Source organism: Haemophilus sp. HMSC061E01 (genome assembly GCF_001810345.1).
GTDB lineage: Bacteria > Pseudomonadota > Gammaproteobacteria > Enterobacterales > Pasteurellaceae > Haemophilus_D.
Window position 1 is genome coordinate 31,685 of sequence record NZ_KV801015.1, and the last position, 26,225, is coordinate 57,909.

Here is a 26,225-nt window from a genome sequence, read left to right on the forward strand (position 1 = left end):
AGGATAGTTGTTCATATATTCGTTAGTCCTAAAATGTGAAAAAAGTGACCGCACTTTGAGAAATTAAAGTCAGTGCTGTCACCATTAACTTTTACGATTGACAATAAATTCAGCTAATGCACGCAATGCAGTGGTATCAAAAGGTAAATTGTCTAATTCATGTAAGGCAGTTTGATAGAGTTCTTGCGCTTTTTGTTTCGCGCCCTCTAATCCTAACAGCTTTGGATAAGTGCTTTTATCTAAACCTAAATCAGAACCCACTGGTTTGCCGATTTCAGCACTGTCGCCTTCAATATCTAAAATATCATCTTGCACTTGGAAAGCTAAACCAATAGCTTGTGAATAACGTTCTAGTTGTTGCTCTAATTCTTTGTTTTCAAAGTGAGGAGAACAGATAAAACCCAGTTTTAATGCGGCTGTTAGCAAAGCCCCCGTTTTGTTGCGATGAATAAGCTCTAATTCGTCTAAATTAACTTGTTTATGCTCAGAAATTAAATCTAAACTTTGCCCTAAACACATGCCTTGTACGCCAGATGCTTGAGCCAATACTTTCACTAATTGCAATTTTTGTTCTGCAGAAAGAGAAGGGGTTTCAGTAAGAATTTCAAAGGCAAAAGTTTGTAATGCATCGCCAGCTAAAATGGCCGTCGCTTCATCAAAAGCAATATGACAAGTTGGTTGACCACGACGAAGTTCATCGTTATCCATTGCAGGCAAATCATCATGGATTAAAGAATAAGCGTGAATAGATTCAATGGCTGCAGCCGCGTAATCTAAAGCAGTCATTTCTGCACCTAGCATTTTACCCATTGCATAGACAAGGAAAGGACGAACGCGTTTGCCACCTAACAATAAGCCATATTTCATAGCATCACGCAAAGGGGCATTATAAGAGTCAATTTCTTCAAATTGATTGGCTAAAAACTGATTAATGCGATCTTGAACTTGTTTGAGTTCAGTGCCGAATTGATAACTCATGAATTACTCGTCCCCTTGATAATCACTTAATGGGGCGGTTTCGCTTTTTTGTAACAAAATTTGAATACGTTGTTCGGCTTGTTGCAAGCGTTCTTGACCAAGTTGAGCCAGTTTAATGCCGTTTTCAAATTCTTTCAGCGCATCTTCCAATGGTAATTCACCGCTTTCAAGTTTTGTCACAATGGTTTCTAATTGTGCAAGTGTTGTTTCAAAATCAGGTTCAGCATTTGCTGGTTTACGCGCCATTAAATTATCCTTTTCAGATGAATAAATTGCTCCGTATTGTACTTGATTTTTATAGGGATGTTAAAAACTTATTTCAAAGTGCGGTCAGTTTTTCGTGAGAATTTGAACTTTGTGGGATCTGGAATTTAGCGTACAATACGGCCATTTTTTATTATTCACAGATTATTATGAAATTTATCGTTAAACTTTTTCCTGAAATTATGATTAAAAGCGAAACCGTGCGTAAGCGTTTCGCAAAAATTTTGACCTCTAATATCCGCAATATTTTACAGAAATATGATGAAGAAACAGCGGTTGTTCGTCATTGGGATTACATCGAAGTGCGCTCAAAAAATGAAGCCAATCGTGAAGAGTTAATTGCGCTTTTACAACGCATTCCAGGTATTCATCATTTTTTAGAAGTGGAAGAAAAACCGTTTACCGATTTACATCATATCTTTGAGTTAACCTTAGCGGATGTTGCAGCTCAACTTGAAAACAAAACCTTTTGTGTACGTGTAAAACGCAAAGGGAAACATGATTTCAGTTCCATTGAAGCTGAACGTTACATCGGTGGTGGTTTAAATCAGCATATTGAAAGCGCAAAAGTACGCTTAAAAAATCCTGATGTGACTGTTCGTATTGATATTGAAGATGACAAAATGATGCTGGTGAGAGCTCGTCATGTAGGCCTTGGTGGTTATCCAATTGGGACACAAGAAGATGTGCTTTCATTGATTTCAGGTGGCTTTGACTCAGGCGTATCTAGTTATATGCTTATTCGCCGTGGTTCACGTGTGCATTATTGTTTCTTCAATTTAGGTGGCGCAGCCCATGAAATTGGCGTGAAACAAATGGCTTACCATATTTGGAATCGCTATAGCTCATCTCATAAAGTCCGCTTTATTGCCATTCCTTTTGAAGGCGTAGTGGGCGAGATTTTAGAGAAAGTCGATAACGGCCAAATGGGCGTCGTGTTAAAACGAATGATGGTGCGCGCTGCAAGTAAAGTTGCACAACGTTTTGATATTCAAGCCATTGTTACCGGCGAAGCACTCGGACAAGTTTCAAGCCAAACTTTAACCAATTTACGTTTAATTGATGAAGCATCTGATGCGTTAGTATTACGTCCACTCATTACTCATGATAAAGAACAGATTATCGCGATGGCGAAAGAGATCGGCACAGATGATATTGCTAAATCCATGCCGGAATTCTGTGGAGTGATTTCTAAAAATCCAACGATTAAAGCGGTACGTGAAAAAATTCTTGAAGAAGAAAATCACTTTGATTTTGGCGTGTTGGAAAGTGCGGTTGAAAATGCACAATATTTAGATATTCGTCAGATTGCAGAAGAAACAGAGAAAGAAGTGGTAGAAGTAGATACCATTTCAGTACTTGGTAAAAACGATATTATTTTAGATATTCGTAGCCCAGAAGAGACAGATGAAAATCCATTTGAATCAGATGATCATCAAGTGATGCAATTGCCGTTTTATAAATTATCTTCACAATTCGGCTCATTAGATCAAAGTAAAAATTATGTGCTTTATTGTGAACGAGGCGTGATGAGTAAATTGCAAGCGCTTTATTTAAAAGAAAATGGTTTCACGAATGTGAGAGTTTTTGGGAAAAAGTAAGCCAAAAATGACCGCACTTTAACGTGCGGTTTTTTTTATTCATAATCTAATTCACCCACTAATTCATCAATAGCTTTGGCAAGTAATGTCCGATCATGACGATAACTGATATCATCTGCATTCAAGCGTTTAGCTAAGGTTTTAACGGAAGAAATGGCAGACAAATCGACCACACTTTGTTCGCGATAAGGTGTAATGACACCATCAATAATGGGTTCGCCAACAATTTCATGAATTTTCTGAATTCGATCAGCCAGTGAAAGATGAGAGGCCGCGCCAATTTCTATTCCCAAATTATCAATAAAAATCACTTTCGCTTTGCTATTACGCAGGGCAGTCGCTAATTCTGGTAGCAATAATGGCGGCATAATGCTCGTCATGAAACTTCCTGGACCAAGTAAAATGACTTCCGCTTGATCCAATGCTTGGATGGCTTCTTGTGCGGCTTTAACCATAGGCACTAAGAAAAGTGATTGGGGTAATTCTGTTAAATTATCAATGCTCACTTCACCGACAATACTGGAGCCTGAACCTAAACTCGCGGCAAGATGAACCGGTTCTTCTGACATGGGAATAATGTGAGATTTTACTTTGAGTAATTCACGAATCAAGTTGATGGCTTCAATAGGGCGAATATGCATATCCTCTAAGGCTTTGAGCATTAAATTGCCTAAATTATGCCCAGAAAGTTCACCTTCGCCAGTAAAGCGGTATTCAAATAATGCAGAGGCCGTACTTGGCTCGATGATGATTTGATTTAGGCAATTGCGCAGATCTCCCCATGCAATACCACCTTGTTCTTGACGGATTCGACCCGTTGAACCGCCGTTATCTGTGGTGGTGACAATACCGGTTAAACGCTCTTTCATAAAACTAAGCGCCGATAATACACGCCCTAATCCATGACCACCACCAATGGCAACAATATGTTTGATTTCGTCTAAATGTTCATGACGGCTGTGACGAGATAAATCAGACATTTTTCTTCCTTTTTTACCTATAAATTATTATAAGAAACAATGTTATATATTCTGTTATATAAGTTAATTCTATTATTTTTATCAATATAGTGAGGTTATTCTATCAAATTATTGCTATTAACCGCTTGCTTTTATTACAATACAGACACAATTTATTTTTAACGCATAACTCCGAGCTTGTTTAGCCTAAGTTTCACAAGAAATACGGCGGCAAGCCAATAACGCGGTATGTTATTCAGGGATACGCTGGAAACGGTTTATCCTCTCCATATTTAGAAAGGTGTAAAATGCAATCCATTCCTATTAAAAACGTGGGAGAGTCTCGCTTGGTCGATCCTTTCCAACGTCAATATTACTATCTACGACTGTCGATTACCGACCAGTGTAATTTTCGTTGTACTTATTGTTTGCCGGATGGCTATCAACCCGAAGCTAACAAGCCAAGTTTCTTAACATTAAAAGAAATTACACGCCTAGCTCAAGCCTTTGCTGAAATGGGCACTGAAAAAATCCGTTTAACCGGCGGCGAGCCTACGTTACGCAAAGATTTTATTTCAATTGCAGAAAGCATTGCGAACATTGATGGCATTCGTCAATTAGCCGTTACGACTAACGGCTACCGTATGGCAAAAGATGTCGCTGATTGGAAAAAAGCAGGGATTACCTCTGTTAATGTGAGTGTGGATAGTCTTGATCCAAAAATGTTCCATCAGATCACCGGCATCAATAAGTTTGATGACATAATGCGTGGTATCGATCGTGCATTTGAAGTAGGTTATAACAAAGTCAAAGTTAATTCTGTTTTGATGAAAAACTTGAATGACAAAGAGTTTGACCAATTTCTTGCTTGGGTGAAAGATCGCCCAATTCAAATGCGTTTTATCGAGCTGATGCAAACCGGTGAAATGGATAGTTTCTTTAAAAAACACCATCTTTCAGGGCTAGTATTAGCGGATAAATTGCTGCAAAACGGTTGGCAATTACAACACAAATCCCATACTGATGGTCCTGCAAAAGTATTCACACATCCTGATTATGCAGGCGAAATTGGCTTAATTATGCCTTATGAGAAGAATTTCTGTGCAAGCTGTAATCGTCTCAGAGTATCAGCGAAGGGCAAACTTCATCTCTGTTTATTCGGCGAAGAAGGCATTGAATTACGTGATTTATTGCAATCCCATGAACAGCAAGATATTTTGCAAGCACGTATTTTTTCTGCATTGCAAGGCAAACGTGAACATCATTATTTGCATATCGGTGATAGTGGCGTAAGAAATCATTTAGCTTCTATCGGTGGCTAAAAGAAAATAGGTGACTTTTATTATTTACTTATTTTGCTTTCATCACACATGTAAAACATTCAATATTTTAACCGCACTTTATTTTATTATGACTACATTTACGCATATCAATTCTCAAGGCGAAGCCAATATGGTGGATGTTTCTGCAAAAGCAGAGACCGTTCGTGAAGCTCGTGCTGAAGCCATTGTGACCATGTCAAAAGAAACCCTTTCCATGATCGTGGAAGGCAAACATCACAAAGGCGATGTATTTGCTACAGCACGTATTGCAGGTATTCAAGCGGCAAAACGTACTTGGGAACTTATCCCACTTTGCCATCCATTGTTACTTTCTAAAGTAGAAGTGAATTTAGAACCGTTACTTGAAACTAACCAAGTTCGCATTCAATCTCTTTGCAAATTAACCGGAAAAACCGGCGTAGAAATGGAAGCATTAACTGCTGCAAGTGTGGCAGCTTTAACCATTTACGATATGTGTAAAGCCGTACAAAAAGACATGGTGATTGAGCATGTTCGCCTGTTAGAAAAGCGTGGTGGAAAATCTGGTCATTTTATTGCGGAGGAAAAATAAGATGTTAAATGTTTTATTTTTTGCTCAAACTCGAGAATTAATTGGTGTAGATTCTATTCAACTAGAAGATGATTTTGCGACAGCAGAAGCGGTACGTGATCATCTTGCTCAAAAAGGCGATAGATGGGCGTTAGCGTTAGAAAAAGGGAAGCTTTTAGTTGCCATTAATCAAACTTTAATGCCATTAGAAAGTGCGGTCAAAAATGGGGATGAAATTGCATTTTTCCCACCGGTAACAGGGGGCTAAATGACGGATATTCAAATTTCAGTACAAGAACAGCCCTTCGATCAAAATGCCGTTTACCAATGGCTTTCTAAGCAACATTCGGTTGGCGCAACGGTTATTTTTGTGGGTAAAGTACGTGATCTTAATTTAGGTGATGAGGTATCCAGCTTATACTTAGAACATTATCCCGCCATGACAGAAAAAGCCTTGCGTGAAATTGTAGAACAGGCGAAAGCGCGCTGGGATATCCAGCGAGTGTCTGTAATTCATCGCGTGGGGCTTTTACATACTGGCGATGAAATTGTTTTGGTTGGAATTAGTTCTGCTCACCGAGGTGATGCTTACCATGCTAATGAATTTATTATGGACTTCTTAAAATCCAAAGCCCCGTTCTGGAAAAAAGAACAAACCAATCAAGGCGAACGTTGGATTGAAGCAAGAGAGAGCGATAAAGAAGCGTTAGAGAAGTGGTAATTCAATATAAAAAACATGGTCATTTTTATGGCCATTTTTTATTCCTGTAAAAAAGTGTAACTGCATTTTGGTATATTATGTGATGATTTGTAAATTTCTTTATTTTTCAATGAGAAATACTGTTTTATTAAATGATATGTAAAATAATGTAAATTCAGTATTCATTGTAATAAATATTGTATTATACTTGTACAGTGTTGTTCAGGGTTATTTGTACTTGAATATAACCATATACAATAGGAAATTAATTATGAATCATGTTTTTAAAATTATTTGGAATACAGTAAACCAATGCTGGATTGCTGTTTCAGAACTAAGCAAATCTGTGGGTAAATCATCTCAAATAGACAAACGTAAAGCATTAAATGTAATTATTGGAGCTGCAGTTTTAGCGGGTGTAAGCACAACCGCAATGGCTGAAACCAATGTGGTATCAAATGATCAGGGAAATATCGTTGGTGGTATTGGTGCGAGCGCTCTTGGTGGAACTGGTACAACAGGAAATTCTGTTGTTTTAGGTAATAAAGCTAAATCTGAAATAACTGAGAGCGTAGTAATTGGTGGTAATACTACAAATACAGGACGTTGGTCAGTAACTTTAGGTGATAAAGCTGATGGTAATTCTCAATATGGCGTGACGATTGGTAATAGAGCCTATAGTGGTAAAGGTGCAAACGCAATTGCTATTGGCTTAATGGCTAAAACTTCTAATGAGAAAGCGGGTGGAAATAGCCAAACTGCTGTAGGGGTGGCATCTTATGCTGATGGTGAAGGGGCTTCAGCCTTTGGTGCAACAGCAAATGCAACAGGTGCTCTAGCAACCGCTGTTGGTCGAAACTCGAAAGCTCTTGCAAAAAGTGCATCCGCATTGGGAGATAGTGCATCAGCTTCAGCATGGGGCGCAACAGCATTAGGTGTAGGCGCATCGGCTAGAGCAGATAATTCTATTGCTGTGGGTTCAGCAGCAGTAACTGAAGGGCGAGAATCAACAGCATTGGGACGTCGTTCTTATGCTGGTGCTCAAAGTGCAACAGCTTTAGGCACTCTAGCAAGTGCAAGTGGGGTAGTTTCGACCGCTGTAGGTAATGGTGCTAAAGCAAGTGCTATTCAAGCTTCGGCATTAGGTAACGGCGCAGAAGCTACTGGTGGAAGCTCAATAGCTATAGGTGCTAAAGCAAGAGCTTCGGGTAGTGATGCATTGTCATCTGGCTCTAATGCTAATGCTTCATCAATGAATGCCGTTGCGGTTGGTAAAGATAGTAATTCCTCTGCTGTTAATGCTATTGCTCTTGGTACATCTAGTAACGTCTCTGGGGTTAGTGCGGTAGTGATTGGTACTCAAGCAAAAGGTACTCATGAAAACTCTGTGACATTAGGTTCTTATTCAAGCAGTGCAGCTAATGATTTTGATCCGACAGCAAAAGCTTTATCTTCTTTTGACGATAATGCGGCAGGCACAACAGTTAACTACAATGGTACTTCTTCAACTCAAAAAGGTGCAGTATCTGTCGGTGATGGAAAACTTGTTCGCCAAATCCAAAATGTAGGTGCAGGTCGAATTACAGCTGAATCAACCGACGCAGTAAATGGTAGCCAGTTATATCAAGCTTATTATAATGCAGGCTTTAATATTCAAGACAATGGTACAGAAACATCACGTATTAATACCCATGGCAAAGTAAATTTTGTGAATGGTGAAAATACCGAAGTTGTTGTAAAAGATGGTGAGAATGCAGCAGAAATTAAAGTGAATGCAAAAGACACTTCAGCATCAGTTGACGCAGGCTCAGATGCAATTACTGTAACAGTGGGCGAACCAACCAAAGTTACTGGAAAGACGGTGTAACTGTAACTACAGTAACCAACTATAAAGTGGATCTTTCACAAAAAACTAAAGATGAAATTAAAAATGCGGCGGGTCGTGGATTCAACGTGACAGCAAGTGCATCTGAAGGTACTGTTGTAAATGAAGTAACAGAAGAAACGGTTCAATCTACAGCAACAAAAATGGATAAGTTAACACTTGATGCGGGTAAAAATATTAAATTAACCCACAAAAAAGGAAAAGTGTTAAGCGTTGCGGTATCGGATACGCCAACATTTACCAATGTCACAACAACGGGTGATCTTAACGTTGGTGGTACAATCCATGCACATGGTGGATTGGATGTTCACAACAATCGTATTGTGAATGTGGCAGATCCTAAAGACCCAACTGATGCAGTAAATAAACGTTATGTTGATAATGCAGTGAAAAATATTAATAACAACATCAATCGTTTAGACAATAAAATTGATCACGTAGATCGTCGTTTACGTGCAGGTATCGCAGGTGCGACAGCGATTTCTTTCTTACAACGTCCAAATGAAGCGGGTAAAAGCTTAGTTTCTGTTGGTGTTGGTGGTTATCGCAATGAAAATGCATTAGCAGTTGGTTATGGTCGAAATTCTGATAACAACAAAGTTTCGATTAAAGTTGGTGCAAGTATCAATTCCCGCAGTGATGTGAACTGGGGTGGAAGCATCGGTTACCAATGGTAATTATTTGATAAAAAGGCAGAGTAAAATCTGCCTTTTCTTTTGGTATCTTGAGATGAAAAAAGTGCGGTCAAATTTAACCGCACTTTTTATTTTTATTGATTAAAGCACTTTAACGATGCTTTCACATAAATAACGAATATTGTCTTCTGTGATACCAGCCACATTTATACGACCAGAACGAACAGCGTAAATCGCAAATTCTTCTTTTAAGCGATCAACTTGTTCAGGTGATAAGCCGCTGAAAGAGAACATACCATTTTGTTCCATGATAAAGCTGAAATCTTGTTCTGCACCATATTCTTTTAATAACTGAACGAATAAATGACGCATTTTTTTGATACGTTCACGCATTTCAGTTAATTCATTTTCCCATTCTTGACGAAGTTGTGGATCATTTAACACCGTTGCTACGGTCGCCCCGCCGTGAGATGCAGGGTTAGAGTAGAGAGTACGAATAATTGATTTCACCTGTGTTAATGCCGTTGAAGCAATTTCTGCATTTTCAGCCACAAGGGTAAAGGCACCTACGCGCTCATTGTATAAACCAAAGTTTTTAGAGAATGAACTCGCCACTAATAATTCTTTATGATTTGCCGCAAAAGCACGTAAACCGTAAGCATCTTGGTCTAAGCCATTGGCTAAACCTTGATAAGCAAAGTCAAAGAGTGGTAACCAGCCATTTTTTGCTGAAAGTGCGGCTAATTCTTGCCATTGTTCAGGAGTTGGGTCAATACCAGTTGGATTATGGCAGCAACCGTGTAAAAGCACGACATCGCCTTCGCTTGCTTGGCTTAAATCTTCAAGTAAATGTTCCCAGTCAAGGGCTTTGCGTTCAGCATCATAGTAACGATATTCACGAATGGTCATGCCCACTGCATTGAAAATGGCATTGTGGTTTGGCCATGTTGGCGTACTAATCCACACATTTTGAGCTTTGGTTTGGCGTTTGATAAATTCTGCCGCAATGCGTAATGCACCTGTACCGCCTAAACTTTGTACCGTTCTTGCACGATTCGCTTTAATGACTTCTGAATCTTTACCGAAAAGGAGTTCTTTTGTGCGTTCGTTATAATCGGCAATACCATCGATAGTGAGATAGTTTTTCGTTTTTTCGTTATCAAATAAGCGTTTTTCGGCTTCTTTTACCGCACGCATAATTGGCGTTGTACCTTGTGCATCTTTATAAACGCCAATACCTAAGTTGATTTTATTTTCACGCGTTTCAGATTTGAATGCTTCGCCTAAGCCTAAGATAGGATCGGCCGGAGCCGCTTTGATATGTTCAAACATAGCTTTTCCTTATGTATGTGTTGTGAGATAAGTAATTTTATACTTCAGCCGATAGATTTTATCAAGAAGAACCTGATAAAAATCAACCGCACTTTGATGTTTTTAGATATTCATTAAAAAGTGCGGTTGTTTTTTCGATTATTTTAATTTCTCAATCGCCCAATTTAAACCAGATTGATAGTCTTCAGGGAGTTCGTGACGAAGTTTTTCAAGCTGTTGAATAATGATTGTTTTATCAGGATGCGTAATATTGATATGACCTAATTTTCTACCTGGGCGAACTTCCTTACCATACCAATGTAACTGGGAGAACGGTGTGTTCAACCATTGTGGATTATGTTCTGTACCAATCAAATTGACCATGACACTTGGTGCAATGGGCTGTAATGATGGTGTAGGTAAATCTAATAAAGCACGTAGATGCAATTCAAATTGACTAATGGCACAGCCGAGTTGCGTCCAATGTCCACTGTTATGCACACGAGGGGCAAGTTCATTAATTAATAATTTATTTCCTACTACAAAGCATTCCATCGCCATTACACCCACATATTCAAGTTTGTCCATGATTTTTCCGAGCATAGATTCAGCCTGAGTTTGTTGGCTTTGTTGTTGAGGGAATGAAATATCTGTCACACTGTAACGTAAAATGCCATTTTGCTGTAGGTTATGTGTCACTGGATAGAAACGTTTTTCACCATTTTTAAATCTTGCGCCTACAATAGACACTTCATAATCAAAAGGAATGAATTTTTCTGCGATAACTTCACCGAATAAATCGTCCGTAATATCACGTTGATTATTTTCAGAGATAATCCATTGACCACGACCGTCATAACCACCGGTGCGACGTTTCACTACGACTTTTTCGCCCACGTTTTTAAATACTTCAGACCATTGTGTTTTATCTTTTAATAAACACCATGGCGAGGTGGAGAGATTGAGTTCATCTAGTAAAGATTTTTGGGTAAAGCGATCAGCCAATAAGCCAAAAACATTCTGATTAACAAAATTCTTATGATGACCTAATAATTCGGTTAACGGTGTTTTTTCCCAACGTTCAATTTCTGCGGTGATGATGGCATCTTTAGGTAAATCAAATACGGGCGCATTAAACTCAAGCGGTTGAACGTTAATATCTAAGGGGGCGCCTGCATAACGTAACATTCTGCCGAGTTGACCATTACCAAGCACATAAACAGTAGGATATAGGGTAGAGTTTTGCATAAAATTTCTCATCAAATCTAGCTAAAAAAAACAACCGCACTTTGAAAAGTGCGGTCAAATTTAAAGGTGTTTTATGTACGTGGATCAGGATTATCCAATACCATATTGGTTTGATTTTCGCGGAATGCTTGTAGGCGAGCAAATAACGCATCATCCCAACCTGCAAGAATTTGTGCGGCGAGTAATCCCGCATTAGCTGCACCAGCAGGGCCAATCGCTAACGTACCGACAGGAATGCCTTTAGGCATTTGCACGATAGAATAGAGACTATCAACACCGCTTAACATAGAGCTTTTAACAGGGACGCCCAATACGGGCACAAGCGTTTTAGCTGCAATCATACCGGGTAAATGCGCTGCACCACCTGCACCCGCAATAATCACTTTGTAACCATTCTTTTGTGCATTTTCGGCAAATTCAAACAGTTTGTCGGGGGTTCGATGTGCGGAAACGACTTCAACATGATATGCTACATTGAGTTCATCTAAAATTTGAGTGGCTTCTTGCATGGTTGCCCAATCGCTTTTTGAGCCCATAACAATAGCAATTTGTGCGGTATTTGACATATTTTTAAAAATTTATCTGATAAAAAACGATGCGTAGAATAGCATATTTGTTCACTTTTAAGCAAACGTTTGCTGTATGGTAAAAACTGAAAATTCCATTGCAAGTTTTGTCATAAAATCTTATCCTAATACGAGTTTTTTTCTTAGAAATAGAGCCGATTATGTTAGCTAAAGCGAAATATAGAAAAGATTACAAACAACCTGATTTTACAGTTACGGATATTTTCCTTGATTTTCAATTGGATCCTAGCCATACCGTTGTTACAGCAAAGACAACCTTCCAACGTTTAAATGATGAAGCAACCCATCTACGATTAGATGGTCATGGCTTCCAATTTGCTTCCATTAAATTCAATGGCGAAGATTTTAAACATTATCATCAAGACCATGAAAGTTTAACGTTAGATTTAACCAATCAAAGTGCGGTCAATTTTGAACTTGAAATTGTGACGAATCTAGAACCTGCACAAAACACCTCTTTACAAGGGCTTTATCAATCTGGCGAGGGCATTTGTACACAATGTGAAGCAGAAGGTTTCCGTCAAATCACTTACATGCTTGATCGCCCTGATGTATTGGCTCGCTATACAACCAAAATTACCGCAGATAAGACTAAATATCCTTACTTGCTTTCTAATGGTAACCGCATTGCAAGTGGTGAATTAGAGGATGGTCGTCATTGGGTTGAATGGAATGACCCATTCCCGAAACCAAGCTATTTATTCGCTTTAGTGGCGGGTGATTTTGATTTATTACAAGATACCTTTACGACAAAAAGTGGTCGTGAAGTAGCCTTAGAGCTTTATGTTGACCGTGGCAATCTTGATCGCGCTTCGTGGGCAATGGAAAGCCTGAAAAAATCCATGAAATGGGATGAAGACCGTTTCAATTTAGAATACGACTTAGATATTTACATGATTGTTGCTGTGGACTTCTTCAATATGGGGGCTATGGAAAATAAAGGGTTGAATATTTTTAACTCTAAATTTGTGTTGGCAAATCCACAAACGGCAACTGATGATGATTATCTCGCCATTGAAAGCGTGATTGCACACGAATATTTCCATAACTGGACAGGAAATCGTGTAACTTGTCGTGATTGGTTCCAGTTAAGTTTGAAAGAAGGTTTAACGGTTTTCCGTGATCAAGAGTTTTCATCTGACACCGGTTCTCGAGCAGTCAATCGTATTAATAACGTGAAATTCTTACGTACGGTGCAATTTGCCGAAGATGCAAGCCCAATGTCACACCCAATTCGCCCTGAAAAAGTCATTGAAATGAATAACTTCTATACAGTGACCGTATATGAAAAAGGAGCTGAAGTGATTCGTATGTTGCACACCTTATTAGGTGAACAAGGTTTCCAAAAAGGGATGCAACTTTATATTGCTGAAAACGATGGTAAAGCGGCAACCTGTGAAGATTTTGTGTCTGCAATGGAACGTGCGAATGACGTTGATTTAGCACAATTCCGTCGTTGGTATAGCCAATCGGGTACGCCAGAATTATTAATTAGCGATGCCTATGATGAACAAACCCATACTTATCGTTTAACCGTTTCGCAATCTACGCCGCCAACTGCGGATCAAATGGAAAAAGTAAATTTACATATTCCATTGAAAATTGCGCTTTATGATGCCAAAGGCACGAAACAAATGTTACAGCATAACGGTGAGTTGTTAAGCGATGTGTTAAATGTAACAGAAAAAGACCAAGTATTTGAATTCCATGGAATTTATGGTCGCCCAATTCCAGCGTTATTATGTGATTTTTCTGCACCGGTGAAACTCGATTATGATTACACCACTGAGCAGTTGTTAGGTTTACTTAAATTCGCTGATAATCAATTTGCTCGTTGGGATGCAGCACAAATGCTGTTTACTCAAGAATTGCGTCGTAATGTGGCACATTTCCAACAAGGTGAAGCTTTTGACATTTCACCTGATGTTTTGACCGCACTTGCCCATGTATTGGAAAATTACGAACAGGATATCGAATTAGCCACATTAATCCTGACCTTGCCAAAAGACATTGAGTTTGCTGAAAACTTCAAAACGATTGATCCAGATGGTATTTATGCTGCAAGAGAATTTATGTTGGTACAAATCGCAGAATACTTGAAAGAAGATTTGCTACGTATTTATACACATATTCGTCTTGAAAATTATCAAGTGACTCAAGAAGATATTGCTTTACGGGCAATGCGTAATCTTTGTTTAAGTTATTTGGCTTATACCAATTTAGGCAATAATGTAGTGCAAAAACATTACAATAATGCCAATAATATGACGGATACTTTAGCGGCATTAAATATGGCAACCAAAGCGGCGTTACCTTGTCGTGATGCCTTGTTGGCCGATTTTGAACAAAAATGGCAACATGATGGCTTAGTCATGGATAAATGGTTTGCCTTACAAGCAACCCTCCCAGATGAAAACGTATTGGAAATTGTACAAGCATTAATGGATCACCCAAGCTTTAACTTCAACAATCCAAACCGTTTACGTTCATTAGTGGGTAGCTTTGCAAATCACAACTTAAAAGCTTTCCATCATATTAGTGGTTCTGGCTATCGCTTCTTAACGGATGTCTTAATTCGTTTAAATGAAAGCAATCCACAAGTAGCTGCGCGTTTAATTGAGCCATTAATTCGTTTCTCACGTTTTGATGCACAACGTCAAACACTAATGAAACGTGCCTTAGAACGTTTAAGTGCAGTTGAAGATCTCTCAAAAGATTTATTTGAGAAGATTGAAAAAGCCTTGCAATAAAACAAAAAGTGCGGTTAATTTTGACCGCACTTTCCATTTACAGTGAACTATCCTGAGAGATAAACGAGTATGTATTCTTTGATCCGTAAAGCCATCTTTTCCCTTGATCCTGAAACCGCCCATGATTTAGTGATTAAATCATTGCACGTAGCGGGTAAATCACCGTGCCAATTTTTATTGAAGCAACTTTTGGCTTGTCCACAAGGTACGCCTAAGCAAGTGATGGGCATTACGTTTAAAAATCCTATTGGGTTAGCAGCGGGCGCAGATAAAAATGCCGAAGCGATTGATGGCTTTGGTGCAATGGGATTTGGTTTTATTGAAGTCGGTACGGTTACGCCTTTGGCACAAGAGGGGAATGCGAAACCTCGTCAATTTCGTTTAGTGGAAGCGGAAGGGATTATTAACCGTAATGGATTCAATAATTATGGCATTGATTACGTAGTCGAGAATGTTAAAAAGGCAAAATTTGATGGCGTAATTGGGATTAATATTGGCAAAAATAAAATCACGCCGCTTGAGAAGGGGAAAGATGATTACCTATTTTGCCTAAACAAAGCCTATAACTATGCCGATTATATTACGGTAAATATTTCATCACCGAACACACCGGATTTGCGCCAATTGCAGTATGGTGATTACTTTGATGATTTACTGCAAAGTGTGAAACAACGTCAAAAAGTATTAGCTGAGCAATATAATAAATATGTACCGATTGCAGTAAAAATAGCACCTGATTTATCTGAGGCTGAGCTCGTTCAAATTGCAGATACATTACTTCGTCATCAAATGGACGGGGTAATTGCGACTAATACGACGATTTCTCGCGACAACGTCACAGGTCTGAAAAATGCGGAACAACAAGGTGGCTTAAGTGGAAAACCGTTACAGCAAAAAAGTACAGAAATTATTCGAAGATTGCATCAAGAGCTGAAAGGGCAAATTTCGATTATTGGTAGTGGTGGTATTGATGGTGTACAAAATGCACAAGAGAAGATTGCAGCAGGTGCTGAATTGTTACAAGTTTATTCGGGTTTGATTTATCACGGTCCAAGCTTAGTTAAAGAATTAGTGAAAGCGATTAAATAAATGACAAAAAAATATGATTTACATTGCCATAGTACGGCCTCAGATGGTGTTTTAACGCCTACGGAGCTTGTGCAACGAGCTCATGAGCAAGGTGTCAATGTGCTTGCTTTATGTGATCACGACACCGTGATGGGTATTGATGAGGCTAAAATTGAAGCAGATAAATTAGGTATTGAGCTGATTAATGGCGTGGAAATTTCAACGAATTGGGAAGGTCGTGGCATCCATATTGTTGGATTAAATTTTGATAAAACACATCCTAAAATGACCACACTTTTAGCCGAACAAAAATCATTGAGAGAAAAAAGAGCGGTTGAAATTGGCCATAAATTAGAAAAAGCAGGCGTTCCCAATGCCTATGAAGGCGCAAAAGCGTTAGCCAATGGGGAAGTGACTCGTGCCCATTATGCGCGTTATTTGGTACAAATCGGAAAGGTTTCAAATGATGGGCAAGCCTTTAAGCGTTATCTAGGCGGTGGCAAATCGTGTTTTGTCAAAGCTGAATGGGTGGATATTCCAACGGCGATTGATACGATTCATGCGGCAGGTGGTGTTGCTATCATTGCTCATCCTATGCGTTATAACATGACAGGAAAATGGATTCGTCGATTAATTGTTGATTTTAAACAATGGGGCGGTGATGGCATGGAAGTCGCAGATAGTGGACAGACCAAAGATCAACGTCAATATCTTGCGCGTTTAGCCAATGAATATGACTTAGCTGCCTCATTAGGGTCAGACTTTCATTTTCCTTGCGGGTGGATTGAATTAGGAAAAAATTTATTTTTACCTGAAGAGGTAAAACCGATTTGGACATTATTTGAATAATAAAGGGCGGTTAAATCCGCCCTTGTTTTTTATATTTGACTGTTCTCACACAAACCGAGGCTCGCGAGAAATTCAATAAATGCGCGAACTTTTGCCGGTAAATGACGACGATTTGGGTAAACCACATAAATATCTAAAGGTTTTTGTTTATATTCAGATAAAATTTCAACTAATTCACCTGAAGCAAGCGCATCTTTGACAAAGAAGCTCGGTGCATTACTGATGCCCAATCCCGCTTTTGTCATTTCTAACAATGCCATACCATTATTGGAAACCACTTTAGATTGAATTTTATACCGTTGAATTTGATTGGCTTTTGTTGATTGCCAATGTACTTGATTTAACGATGATTTATAAAGTAAACCTTGGTGATATTCTAAATCGTCAGGTGTAAATGGTGTGCCTCGTGCTTCTAAATAACTTGGCGAAGCCACAAAATGCATAGGGGAGCTACTAATTTTACGCGCAACAAGTGAGCTATCTTGCATATAGCCAATCCGTAATGCTAAGTCATAGCCCTCAGCAACAAGATCGACACGTTTATCTTCAAATTCAATTTCTACGTGTAAATTGGGATGAAGTTCAATAAATTTAGGCAAGTTAGGCGATATATAAAGCAAGCCAAAATCACGAGGCACAGAGATTAATAAATTACCTTGTAAGCTTGTCGCCATATTACTAATGCTAGAATCAGCCTCGCTTAAATCTAATAAAATAGCTTGGCAACGTTGATAATAAAGCATACCAGCTTCAGTTGGTACAATTTTTCGTGTTGTACGTTGTAATAATCGTGTTTTTAAATGTTCTTCTAATTGTGAAACTAGTTTACTCGCCATGGCCACAGAAATATTCTGTTGGTTTGCGGCTTGTGTAAAACTTTGCGTTTCGATTACTTTACAGAAAACCGAAATTGCATTGAGTTTATCCATTTATAAATCCTTTTTGAAAAAAAGCTTGATTTTATCGGCGTAAGTTTGCAGTATATCGCCAATTTTACAGAATTCTAGTTATATTTTAGGTAAGCAAATGAGCAAATCTTTAGTGATTGTGGAGTCGCCGGCCAAAGCGAAAACCATCAATAAATATTTAGGTAGCCAGTATGTGGTGAAATCCAGCGTAGGGCATATTTGTGATTTGCCTACAGCAGGGAGTAGCACAGGCGAGAAAGCTAAACCAGTTTCCACTAAAGGATTAAGTGCGGAAGAAAAAAACAAAATTAAAGCAGAAAAAGACCGTGCGGCCTTAGTGAAACGTATGGGGGTTGACCCCTATGACGATTGGAAAGCCAATTACCAAATTCTACCAGGCAAAGAAAAAGTGGTAGCCGAGTTAAAATCCCTTGCTAAAAAATCCGATCATATTTATCTCGCAACCGACTTGGATAGAGAAGGAGAGGCTATCGCGTGGCATTTACGCGAAGTGATCGGCGGTGATGATAGCCGTTTTAGTCGCGTTGTATTTAATGAGATTACGAAGAAAGCGATAGAAAAAGCATTCCAGCATCCTGCACACATTAATATGGATCAGGTTAATGCTCAGCAAACCCGTCGTTTCTTAGACCGCGTGGTAGGCTTCATGGTGTCGCCATTATTATGGAAAAAAGTGGCACGAGGACTATCTGCCGGACGTGTGCAATCTGTTGCCGTGAAATTGGTGGTAGAGCGTGAACGTGAAATCAAAGCATTCCAACCGGAAGAATTTTGGGAAATTGAAGCGCTGACCCAAACGAGAAAGAAAGAAGACTTGCGTTTGGATGTTGTGCAATATAAAGGCAAGAAATTTGAGCCTAAAAATGAAAAAGAAGCCCAAAGTGCGGTCGATTTCTTAAACAAATCACATTACGTTGTCACAGATTTAGAAACAAAACCAACAGGTTCTAAACCAAGAGCACCATTTATTACTTCAACCTTACAACAAACTGCAAGTACGCGTTTAGGTTTTGGGGTGAAGAAAACTATGATGTTGGCACAACGTTTATATGAAGCCGGTTACATCACTTATATGCGTACGGACTCTACCAACTTGAGCCAAGATGCATTAAATATGGCTCGCTCTTATATTGAAAGTCATTTTGGCAAAGACTATTTGCCCGCTAAACCGAATTTCTACTCGAGCAAAGAAAACGCACAAGAAGCGCACGAAGCGATTCGTCCTTCTGATGTAAAAACGCTCGCAGATCATTTAAGTGGCATGGATAAAGATGCGGTGCGCTTGTATGATTTAATCTGGCGTCAATTTGTAGCCTGCCAAATGCCGGCTGCACAATATGACAGTACAACCGTTACCGTAATGGCTGGCGATTATGAATTGAAAGCCAAAGGCCGTATTTTACGTTTTGATGGTTGGACAAAAGTCTTGCCACAATTAGGTAAAAATCCCGAAGACCAAATTTTACCGGCTGTGAGTTTGAACGAAACATTAGCACTAAAAACGGTTTCACCAAGCCAACACTTTACCAAACCGCCCGCTCGTTTTACCGAAGCAGCATTAGTTAAAGAATTGGAGAAACGTGGTATTGGTCGCCCTTCCACTTATGCGGCAATTATTTCGACTATTCAAGAACGTGGTTATGTGCGCATTGAAAATCGCCGTTTCTACGCAGAGAAAATGGGCGAAATCGTTACAGATCGCTTAAATCAATCTTTTACTGATTTGATGAGCTATGATTTCACTGCCAACATGGAAAACGTACTAGATCAAATTGCGTCCGGTGAGAAAAATTGGAAGGCTGAGTTAAATCAATTCTTCAAAGATTTCTCTACCCAACTTTCTACGGCTGAATTGGACGAATTAGAAGGTGGAATGAAGCCGAATAGCCTTGTACTCACCGATATTGATTGTCCAACTTGTGGCCGAAAAATGGCGATTCGCACAGCAAGTACCGGTGTATTCCTTGGTTGTTCTGGTTATGCTTTACCACCGAAAGAGCGTTGTAAAACCACGATTAATCTCATTCCAGAAGCAGAATTACTCAATGTATTAGATGAGGCTTCTGAAACCAAAGCCTTAATGGAGCGTAAACGTTGCCCGATATGCGGTACCGCGATGGACAGCTACATTATTGACCCACATCGTAAATTGCATATTTGTGGTAATAATCCAAATTGTGATGGTTATTTAGTTGAACAAGGCCAATTCAAAATTAAAGGCTATGACGGTCCGATTGTAGAATGCGACAAGTGTGGTGCTGATATGCACTTAAAACTCGGTCGTTTTGGTAAATACATGGGCTGCACCAGCTGTGATAACACTCGTAAGATTTTGAAAAACGGTGAGGTTGCACCGCCAAAAGAAGAGCCAGTTCATTTCCCTGAATTGAAATGTGAAAAATCTGATGCGTATTTTGTATTACGTGATGGTGCAAGTGGCGTATTCATGTCAGCACATAACTTCCCGAAATCACGTGAAACTCGCCCAGCAAAAGTGGCGGAATTAGCGCTTTATCGTGATCGTTTACCAGAAAAATTACGTTATTTAGCCGATGCGCCGCAAAAAGACCCTGAGGGTAATGAAGCCATTATCCGTTTCAGCCGTAAAGAAAAACATCAATATGTTACCTCTGAAAAGAATGGTAAAGCCACAAAATGGATTGTGGATTATATTGATGGAAAATGGGTAGAACGGAAAAAATAGGATGAACATCACGGTTTATTGCGGTGCGAGTTTAGGTAATAATTCTGCCTATCAGGCTGCCGCAGAAAAATTAGGAAAATGGATTGCAGATGGCCAACATACTTTAGTTTATGGTGGCGGAAAATTGGGATTAATGGGCGTGGTTGCAGATACTGTGCTCGCTCATCAAGGCAAAGTAATTGGCATTATCCCTCAATTTTTACAAGACAGAGAAGTTTCACATCCTAATTTAACCAAGACCGTGATTGTTGAAAGCATGTCTGAGCGAAAAAATAAAATGGTTGAGCTTGGCGATGTTTATATTGCTTTGCCTGGCGGAGCTGGCACTTTAGAAGAGATTGCTGAAGTGATTTCTTGGGCTAGAATAGGGAAAAATAATAATCCTTGTATTCTATTTAATGAAAAGGGGTATTTCGATTCATTAAAGTCCTTTTTTAGCCATATGGTAAAAGAAGGCTTTTTTACTCAAAGTGATTTTGAGAAAATTTTATTCTCGGATGATCTTCAAGAAATTGAAACCTTTATTGAACATTACCAACCTCCAGCGTTGAGAACATATTAAAAAAGTGCGGTTAAATTTGACCGCACTTTTTTATGATTAATGGTGATGATGTTCTGGTTTTGGTGGCAATTTAGCACGAGCTTTACCAACAGGTAGAATTAACGTTGCGTAATTTGCCGATTGTTGACACACCTTTTGATCTTCAAATGGTTCTTTATGAATCACTTTAAGTTTCCAAACACCTTCAATTAATGGGATAAAGTTAACTTTACCTTCACTATCTGTTTTACCTGAAAATGCTTGTGGTTCACGGTGAGAGGTTGCCGCCTCCATATCTTTTACAACAAACGTATCAGACGTTGCGATAATCGTTTCACCCGCAAGAGGTTGGTCTTTATAGAAAATTTGAAGAGGGAAAGCTTCGCCCGCTTTAATTGTTTTTGGATCTTTGAGAGGTACAATTTCAAGTGGTAAGCCGATACGTGTCATCGCCATATCCGCATTCAATGGTTTCTTACCAACCACAGTAAAGGCTTTACCAAACATTTGAGTTTGTTCGCAATAGAATGCATTTGGTGTGCCTTGTAAGTTATCCATTTTCCAACCTTCATTATTTTGTGACCAGAAAGTTGGTTTATAAGTAGCAGTTACCCAATATGAACCGTCTTTTAACGGTTTTTCTGATTGATATTGGTAGTTTTCACCTTTTTGTACTAAGGTTTGCATTTCACCATCTTGATTGATGAGCTCCATCGGTGGAAAAATAGCAAGACGTTTTTCAGGAATCTTTTCAACGTAAGGGTAGTCACCATAAGCTAAATCAGCTTTTAATACGGTATTAGAAGCAACTTGTGCCGGTGTTGCAACCCAAACTTCATGAGCTTGTACGAGCGCAGAGAAGCCAAGTAGTGCTGCAATTAATGTTTTTTTCATTGTCTTTCCTTTTTAATCAATAAATCAATTTATAGAAAGTCTTCGATAGGGCGGACGAGTATAACGAAAAAGAAATAATGAGACGAATAGAAAAAGTTGATTTTGTGAGAAACCTCACATTTTTTTAACAAAAAAAGTGCGGTCATTAAAACGATTGTTTTTTTGACCGCACTTAATTTTAAATTAAAGGCTAAATTGGCTTATTTTTTAGAAGGTTTAATAGCTAATAGGTTACAGCTTAGTTTACTAATCACATGTTCCGCTGTATTACCTAATAACGCTGCAGATAAACCCGTTCTTCCCACTGTACCTAAAATCACTAATTCAGCTTCAATTTCTTTCGCCACTTCAGGAATCACTTCTTCAGGGAAACCTTCGCGTACGTGGGTATGATCTTCATCAATACCAAATTTTTGACGTAAGGCTTTCATATTGATGAGGTGTTGGCCACGAATGCCATTTTCATAACCTGAAGTATTAAATTCAGGTAAATCAATCGCCATATTAATTGGCGCAACAGGGTAGGCCGCCACTAAATGTACGTTACCACGGTTTAAGTTTTCCGCTAAATTCATACCTGTTGAAACTAATTCTTGGTTGAATTCATCTTGATATTCTTGTTCACCCGATACATTCACCGCGACTAAAATGCGGCGTTGATGTTTCCAGTCACCATCACGCACCATTAATACTGGAATTGGACATTTACGTAGTAATTGCCAATCTACTGGTGTAAAAATCAATGAAGTGAAACTTTCTTCATCTTTGGTATATTTTACAACGAGATCGTATTGATTTTTTTCAACTTCTTCACGAATAGCATCCGCTTCATTGCTGCTCCATACGATGTGAGATTCAAACTCAATTTCTGGATCCGCATATTTATCTAAATAAAATTGGACGGCTTGACGTTGTTGTTCAATGGCTATTTTATGCATTTGACTACGTTCTTCCGAGGAAAGAAGCGCAGACATTTCATAAGATAGGTCATAGACACTCAACAGAGTGGTGATTTTTACTTTTGTTTCATTTTGCTGTTCTTTTACAAGTCGAACAGCACGAGCAAGTGCATATTGTTTTTCGTTATCAGGGTTGAGTACAACAAGAATATTATTAAATTTCATAAAGCCTCCAAGATATGAGATATCAATAGGATAGAAAAGATTTTAAATGATGACAAGAACCGATTGTAAAAAAAGTGATCTCGTGCAAGTTTTTTTGTTTCAAATACTAAAAAAGCGTGAATATTCACGCTTTTTATCTATTCAGCTAACTGGATTTTAGTTTTATGTACACCAGTTAAATCAATTAAGGCATTTATATCATTAATAGTAATGTATTTTCCTTGAACAGAGAGTACACCTAATTTTTGAAAACGTCCAAGCAAACGACTGATGGTCTCAACCGTTAGGCCAAGATAGTTACCAATATCGCTACGAGTCATGGTTAAACGGAATTCTTTCGCAGAGAAACCACGAGCTGAATAGCGTTTGGATAGGTTATGGATGAATGCGGCTAAACGTTCTTCTGCATTCATTTTAGACAGTAATAAAATCATTTCTTGATCACTTTTGATTTCACTACTCATTAAACGCATAATTTGTTGACGAAGCTTAGGCATTTTGCCGGATAGGTCATCTAAGATATCAAAGGGAATCTCACATACCATAGCAGTTTCCAATGCTTGTGCAAAACTCGGGTGTTGCATATTGGTGATCGCATCGAAACCGACTAAATCACCCGGTAAGTGAAAAGAGGTAATTTGTTCTTCGCCCGCTTCACTAATGGTATAAGTTTTAATGGTACCGGAACGAATCGCATAAATAGAATTAAGCGTGTCGCCCGCTTTAAAAAGGACTTGAGATTTTTGTATAGGCTTTTTACGCTCGATGATGTTATCAAGCTGATCGAGCTCATGTTCGTTCAATGTGAAAGGAATACAAAGTTGACTAATGCTGCAATCTTGGCAGTGAATCGCACAACCACCAGATTGAACTCTGCGCCCTGATTTGGTTTCTGAAACGAAATTCTTCATTAGTTCCTCAAATCGATAAATATAGTGTAAAATTGATCTAACGCAATTATTCTACCACTAAATAGTCAATTTAAGAAGTTATCTACGAGTAAATAGGTATGGCAGCAGAAAAATTAACCAAAAAACGTTTAATACAAATTATTATCATGTTGATTATTTTGGTCAGTGCATTTGTTTGGCGATATATATTGCAATAAGTGCGGTCAAATTTTTCATTATTTTAGCGTATAAAAAAGAGCCACGATTTTGTGGCTCTTTGTTTTAAAGTTTAAGCCAGATTACCATTCGTAACCGACACCCGCACCCACAGTAAATTGACCGCGAGTATCTGCAGCACCGTTCACGTTGGTTGACCAGTGACCATTATCAGAGTTACGAGATGCTTTAATTGCAATTGCACTTTCACCGCGGTGATGAGCTACGCCGGTTGATACCATGCTCTTGCCATCTTTACGTGCAGATGGAGCAGAAGCGATAGCTGCAACGCCTGCAATGCCTGCGCGAGATTTACGGTCAACATCATTAACTTTCTTATTTAAAGTATTAATTGCTTTAGTATTGTTAGCGATGTTTTGAGTGTTGGTAGCAATATTTTTAGTATTGTTAGCCACATCATTTTTCACTTTATTTAATTGTGAAACATTAACCGCATCGTTATCATTTTCACCATTTGCGACGTTGATAACTTTTTTGTTACCTGCATTAATTCCATTTTGATCAATTTTGATATTGGAATTATTAATGGTATAAGAATTTGCTTTGATGTCTTTTTGGGTACTAACAGTATAAGTTTTGACTTGGTTAGCATCATCGTAAACTTCTTTTACATCAATGTTATCGCCAGCTTTTACTTTTACGTCAGATGTACGTTGACGAATATTATCAATACGCGTTTTATTTTTGCCTACTTGGTCAGCAACCATATAAAGTTGAGAACCGTTGATTGCATCAGTAGAAGTAGCAGAAATCTCACCTGCACCTACGTTAATAATTTGGCGTGTATGTGGCGTAATGGTTACTGTACGACCTGGAGTTGAGTGATCTGGTGGCGTGTAAGTTTCAGTTTTGTCTGAACCAACAGAAACAACAGCTACAGGCGTGTTACCTGCAAAACCACTGTATGTAATACCGTTAACTGTTGCAGTATTTTCTTGTGTTGCTGAACGAGTAATAGTGCCAGAGCCTAAGGCAACAGAGTTATCATCTTTTGCATAAGAGTCTTTCGATAAGGCTACGCTTTTTTCGCCTTTAGCATTAGCTGAATCGCCTAGTGCAGTAGACCATTTACCTGTAGATGTTGCTGATGCACCAATAGCAACAGCAGAGCCACCTGTAACAGTTGAATCGTTACCAATCGCTACAGCTGAATCGCCAGAGGCTACAGAACCAGTACCTACAGCCAATGAGCTTGTACCACTAGCATTCGCTTGTGAACCATAAGCATTACTATTTTGACCACTTGCTTTTGCTGCTTGACCAATTGCAACAGTTTCGTTTGCTAATGCACTAGCAGCAGTACCAATTGCAGTTGCATTAGCTGAGCTTGCAGTTGCACCGAAGCCAATTACAGTTGCATTTGAAGTTGATGTGTCTGTAATTTTATTATCATTACCAGCAACAAAAACGTTTTTGCCAACGACTTCATTATTTAAACCAAATACGCTTGCTTTATTTGTGTTTTTATCCACAACAACATCTTTTTCTGGAGTGCCGATTGCACGCTGAGCACCTACTTTATTATGTGCACCATATCCAAGAGAATGATCGGCATAAACTTTGTTATTATCACCAACACTTTGGGTAAAATGACCATATGCATCATTCCCATCACCAATCGCATTTGCTTGTTCACCTTTTACCACATTTTGATTACCGATGGCAGAACTTGAACCCTGGCTTTCTTCAGCTTCAGCAGCAGAAATAGAATAGATTTGGTTTTGCTGACCAATAGCTGTATGTCCAGGACCTTTAACGTTAGTCGCTTCTATTGTTTTGTTTGCATTAACAGCGTCTTGTGTCGTGATATTCAGAATGTTTCCATCAGCAGCATTCGCTACAGCAACATTCACCCCAATAATTAATGCCGTGATAGCATTAAATTTAAAATTTTTCATAATGTCCTCGCTTGAGTTTCTTCTTTAATTACATAAATGTGATAAAAGAATTTCATTAGAGCAGTGTAAATATACATAAATACTATAATAGGACGCCTTGAAGAATGGATTAACTATATGATTTGTAATGTCTTATTAGAGATTGCAAATGTCATTTCTCTCTATTCAGTAAACGATTGCGTACCTAGGCAACGATTATAGATAGGTTTTTTTGTATAGAAAAGCAAATGAGTATGGTTATTTTGTAAAGAATTGTAAATTTTGTTTGAATATTGTTCGATTATTAGAAAATATATTTCCT

At 38.7% G+C, this 26,225-nt stretch carries 23 protein-coding genes and 1 riboswitch; of the genes, 12 read left to right on the plus strand and 11 right to left on the minus strand.

Features of this window, described 5'->3' with window-relative positions:
• Positions 1-84: 84 nt before the first annotated feature.
• A complete protein-coding gene (gene ispA / locus HMPREF2732_RS06085) occupies positions 85-978 on the minus strand; it encodes a (2E,6E)-farnesyl diphosphate synthase (RefSeq protein WP_070592031.1) in 894 nt (297 codons plus the stop codon).
• Between the two features lie 3 nt (positions 979-981).
• Entirely contained in the window at positions 982-1,224 is a 243-nt protein-coding gene (gene xseB / locus HMPREF2732_RS06090; protein WP_005696153.1) for an exodeoxyribonuclease VII small subunit, read from the minus strand.
• Positions 1,225-1,391: 167 nt separating this feature from the next.
• Between xseB and thiI the strand changes: the two genes are divergently transcribed.
• On the plus strand, positions 1,392-2,843 hold the full coding sequence (thiI, locus tag HMPREF2732_RS06095) for a tRNA uracil 4-sulfurtransferase ThiI (protein ID WP_070592034.1): 1,452 nt from the start codon (positions 1,392-1,394) through the stop codon (positions 2,841-2,843).
• Between the two features lie 35 nt (positions 2,844-2,878).
• On the opposite strand, the gene yvcK is transcribed toward thiI, so the two are convergent.
• Positions 2,879-3,823: a gluconeogenesis factor YvcK family protein gene (gene yvcK / locus HMPREF2732_RS06100; protein WP_049365468.1), complete on the minus strand. Its 945-nt coding sequence runs from the start codon at positions 3,821-3,823 to the stop codon at positions 2,879-2,881.
• A gap of 157 nt (positions 3,824-3,980) precedes the next feature.
• A riboswitch (molybdenum cofactor riboswitch) is annotated at positions 3,981-4,122 on the plus strand.
• Here yvcK and moaA point away from each other — a divergent pair.
• From moaA to HMPREF2732_RS06130, 6 genes are all read left to right on the plus strand, one after another.
• Entirely contained in the window at positions 4,111-5,124 is a 1,014-nt protein-coding gene (gene moaA, locus HMPREF2732_RS06105) for a GTP 3',8-cyclase MoaA (protein WP_070592469.1), read from the plus strand. It overlaps the preceding riboswitch by 12 nt.
• An 88-nt stretch (positions 5,125-5,212) precedes the next feature.
• Entirely contained in the window at positions 5,213-5,695 is a 483-nt protein-coding gene (moaC, locus tag HMPREF2732_RS06110; protein WP_070592470.1) for a cyclic pyranopterin monophosphate synthase MoaC, read from the plus strand.
• Between the two features lies 1 nt (position 5,696).
• Positions 5,697-5,942: a molybdopterin synthase sulfur carrier subunit gene (gene moaD / locus HMPREF2732_RS06115; protein ID WP_070592036.1), complete on the plus strand. Its 246-nt coding sequence runs from the start codon at positions 5,697-5,699 to the stop codon at positions 5,940-5,942.
• A complete protein-coding gene (gene moaE, locus HMPREF2732_RS06120) occupies positions 5,943-6,395 on the plus strand; it encodes a molybdopterin synthase catalytic subunit MoaE (protein WP_070592038.1) in 453 nt (150 codons plus the stop codon).
• Between the two features lie 250 nt (positions 6,396-6,645).
• The gene (locus tag HMPREF2732_RS06125; protein ID WP_070592041.1) at positions 6,646-8,241 is read left to right on the plus strand and encodes an ESPR-type extended signal peptide-containing protein; all 1,596 of its coding nucleotides are present in this window, start codon (positions 6,646-6,648) and stop codon (positions 8,239-8,241) included.
• 26 nt (positions 8,242-8,267) lie between these two features.
• Complete coding sequence (locus tag HMPREF2732_RS06130; protein WP_070592044.1) at positions 8,268-8,936, plus strand: YadA family autotransporter adhesin; 669 nt, start codon at positions 8,268-8,270, stop codon at positions 8,934-8,936.
• Between the two features lie 99 nt (positions 8,937-9,035).
• Here the strand turns inward: HMPREF2732_RS06130 and HMPREF2732_RS06135 are convergent, their stop codons facing one another.
• From HMPREF2732_RS06135 to purE, 3 genes are all read right to left on the minus strand, one after another.
• Positions 9,036-10,226, minus strand: coding sequence for an amino acid aminotransferase (locus tag HMPREF2732_RS06135; protein ID WP_070592047.1), 1,191 nt, complete (start codon positions 10,224-10,226; stop codon positions 9,036-9,038).
• A gap of 138 nt (positions 10,227-10,364) precedes the next feature.
• The gene (gene purK / locus HMPREF2732_RS06140) at positions 10,365-11,453 is read right to left on the minus strand and encodes a 5-(carboxyamino)imidazole ribonucleotide synthase (protein ID WP_070592050.1); all 1,089 of its coding nucleotides are present in this window, start codon (positions 11,451-11,453) and stop codon (positions 10,365-10,367) included.
• A 71-nt stretch (positions 11,454-11,524) separates the two neighbouring features.
• On the minus strand, positions 11,525-12,019 hold the full coding sequence (gene purE, locus HMPREF2732_RS06145) for a 5-(carboxyamino)imidazole ribonucleotide mutase (RefSeq protein ID WP_070592053.1): 495 nt from the start codon (positions 12,017-12,019) through the stop codon (positions 11,525-11,527).
• A 161-nt stretch (positions 12,020-12,180) separates the two neighbouring features.
• Here purE and pepN point away from each other — a divergent pair, with 161 nt between their 5' ends.
• From pepN to rnm, 3 genes are all read left to right on the plus strand, one after another.
• Positions 12,181-14,790 carry an aminopeptidase N gene (gene pepN, locus HMPREF2732_RS06150; protein ID WP_070592057.1) on the plus strand — a complete coding sequence of 870 codons (2,610 nt, stop codon included), beginning with the start codon at positions 12,181-12,183 and terminating at the stop codon, positions 14,788-14,790.
• 69 nt (positions 14,791-14,859) lie between these two features.
• On the plus strand, positions 14,860-15,879 hold the full coding sequence (gene pyrD / locus HMPREF2732_RS06155; RefSeq protein WP_070592059.1) for a quinone-dependent dihydroorotate dehydrogenase: 1,020 nt from the start codon (positions 14,860-14,862) through the stop codon (positions 15,877-15,879).
• Positions 15,880-16,707 carry an RNase RNM gene (rnm, locus tag HMPREF2732_RS06160; protein WP_070592061.1) on the plus strand — a complete coding sequence of 276 codons (828 nt, stop codon included), beginning with the start codon at positions 15,880-15,882 and terminating at the stop codon, positions 16,705-16,707.
• A 29-nt stretch (positions 16,708-16,736) separates the two neighbouring features.
• On the opposite strand, the gene HMPREF2732_RS06165 is transcribed toward rnm, so the two are convergent.
• Complete coding sequence (locus HMPREF2732_RS06165) at positions 16,737-17,636, minus strand: LysR family transcriptional regulator (RefSeq protein WP_070592063.1); 900 nt, start codon at positions 17,634-17,636, stop codon at positions 16,737-16,739.
• Positions 17,637-17,733: 97 nt separating this feature from the next.
• Here HMPREF2732_RS06165 and topA point away from each other — a divergent pair, with 97 nt between their 5' ends.
• Both topA and HMPREF2732_RS06175 read left to right on the plus strand, forming a co-directional pair.
• Complete coding sequence (gene topA / locus HMPREF2732_RS06170) at positions 17,734-20,340, plus strand: type I DNA topoisomerase (RefSeq protein ID WP_070592066.1); 2,607 nt, start codon at positions 17,734-17,736, stop codon at positions 20,338-20,340.
• A 1-nt stretch (position 20,341) separates the two neighbouring features.
• Entirely contained in the window at positions 20,342-20,902 is a 561-nt protein-coding gene (locus tag HMPREF2732_RS06175) for an LOG family protein (RefSeq protein WP_070592069.1), read from the plus strand.
• 36 nt (positions 20,903-20,938) lie between these two features.
• On the opposite strand, the gene HMPREF2732_RS06180 is transcribed toward HMPREF2732_RS06175, so the two are convergent.
• From HMPREF2732_RS06180 to HMPREF2732_RS06195, 4 genes are all read right to left on the minus strand, one after another.
• Positions 20,939-21,775, minus strand: a complete 837-nt coding sequence (locus tag HMPREF2732_RS06180; RefSeq protein WP_070592072.1) for a DUF4198 domain-containing protein — start codon at positions 21,773-21,775, stop codon at positions 20,939-20,941.
• Between the two features lie 200 nt (positions 21,776-21,975).
• On the minus strand, positions 21,976-22,899 hold the full coding sequence (gene uspE / locus HMPREF2732_RS06185) for a universal stress protein UspE (protein WP_070592076.1): 924 nt from the start codon (positions 22,897-22,899) through the stop codon (positions 21,976-21,978).
• A 137-nt stretch (positions 22,900-23,036) separates the two neighbouring features.
• Positions 23,037-23,810 (minus strand): FNR family transcription factor, encoded by a 774-nt coding sequence (locus HMPREF2732_RS06190; RefSeq protein WP_014065394.1) that lies wholly within the window; start codon positions 23,808-23,810, stop codon positions 23,037-23,039.
• A gap of 278 nt (positions 23,811-24,088) precedes the next feature.
• Positions 24,089-25,924 (minus strand): YadA-like family protein, encoded by a 1,836-nt coding sequence (locus tag HMPREF2732_RS06195; RefSeq protein WP_070592078.1) that lies wholly within the window; start codon positions 25,922-25,924, stop codon positions 24,089-24,091.
• Positions 25,925-26,225: the final 301 nt, after the last annotated feature.

Coding starts and splice junctions, on each gene's coding strand:
- HMPREF2732_RS06190 (WP_014065394.1), bottom strand. CDS start 23,810: ATGAAGAATTTCGTTTCAGAAACCAAATCAGGGCGCAGAGTTCAATCT.
- HMPREF2732_RS06125 (WP_070592041.1), top strand. CDS start 6,646: ATGAATCATGTTTTTAAAATTATTTGGAATACAGTAAACCAATGCTGG.
- moaD (WP_070592036.1), top strand. CDS start 5,697: ATGTTAAATGTTTTATTTTTTGCTCAAACTCGAGAATTAATTGGTGTA.
- purE (WP_070592053.1), bottom strand. CDS start 12,019: ATGTCAAATACCGCACAAATTGCTATTGTTATGGGCTCAAAAAGCGAT.
- yvcK (WP_049365468.1), bottom strand. CDS start 3,823: ATGTCTGATTTATCTCGTCACAGCCGTCATGAACATTTAGACGAAATC.
- moaA (WP_070592469.1), top strand. CDS start 4,111: ATGCAATCCATTCCTATTAAAAACGTGGGAGAGTCTCGCTTGGTCGAT.
- pepN (WP_070592057.1), top strand. CDS start 12,181: ATGTTAGCTAAAGCGAAATATAGAAAAGATTACAAACAACCTGATTTT.
- HMPREF2732_RS06135 (WP_070592047.1), bottom strand. CDS start 10,226: ATGTTTGAACATATCAAAGCGGCTCCGGCCGATCCTATCTTAGGCTTA.
- pyrD (WP_070592059.1), top strand. CDS start 14,860: ATGTATTCTTTGATCCGTAAAGCCATCTTTTCCCTTGATCCTGAAACC.
- moaE (WP_070592038.1), top strand. CDS start 5,943: ATGACGGATATTCAAATTTCAGTACAAGAACAGCCCTTCGATCAAAAT.
- ispA (WP_070592031.1), bottom strand. CDS start 978: ATGAGTTATCAATTCGGCACTGAACTCAAACAAGTTCAAGATCGCATT.
- uspE (WP_070592076.1), bottom strand. CDS start 22,899: ATGAAATTTAATAATATTCTTGTTGTACTCAACCCTGATAACGAAAAA.
- topA (WP_070592066.1), top strand. CDS start 17,734: ATGAGCAAATCTTTAGTGATTGTGGAGTCGCCGGCCAAAGCGAAAACC.
- rnm (WP_070592061.1), top strand. CDS start 15,880: ATGACAAAAAAATATGATTTACATTGCCATAGTACGGCCTCAGATGGT.
- HMPREF2732_RS06180 (WP_070592072.1), bottom strand. CDS start 21,775: ATGAAAAAAACATTAATTGCAGCACTACTTGGCTTCTCTGCGCTCGTA.
- HMPREF2732_RS06195 (WP_070592078.1), bottom strand. CDS start 25,924: ATGAAAAATTTTAAATTTAATGCTATCACGGCATTAATTATTGGGGTG.
- HMPREF2732_RS06165 (WP_070592063.1), bottom strand. CDS start 17,636: ATGGATAAACTCAATGCAATTTCGGTTTTCTGTAAAGTAATCGAAACG.
- xseB (WP_005696153.1), bottom strand. CDS start 1,224: ATGGCGCGTAAACCAGCAAATGCTGAACCTGATTTTGAAACAACACTT.
- purK (WP_070592050.1), bottom strand. CDS start 11,453: ATGCAAAACTCTACCCTATATCCTACTGTTTATGTGCTTGGTAATGGT.
- moaC (WP_070592470.1), top strand. CDS start 5,213: ATGACTACATTTACGCATATCAATTCTCAAGGCGAAGCCAATATGGTG.
- HMPREF2732_RS06175 (WP_070592069.1), top strand. CDS start 20,342: ATGAACATCACGGTTTATTGCGGTGCGAGTTTAGGTAATAATTCTGCC.
- thiI (WP_070592034.1), top strand. CDS start 1,392: ATGAAATTTATCGTTAAACTTTTTCCTGAAATTATGATTAAAAGCGAA.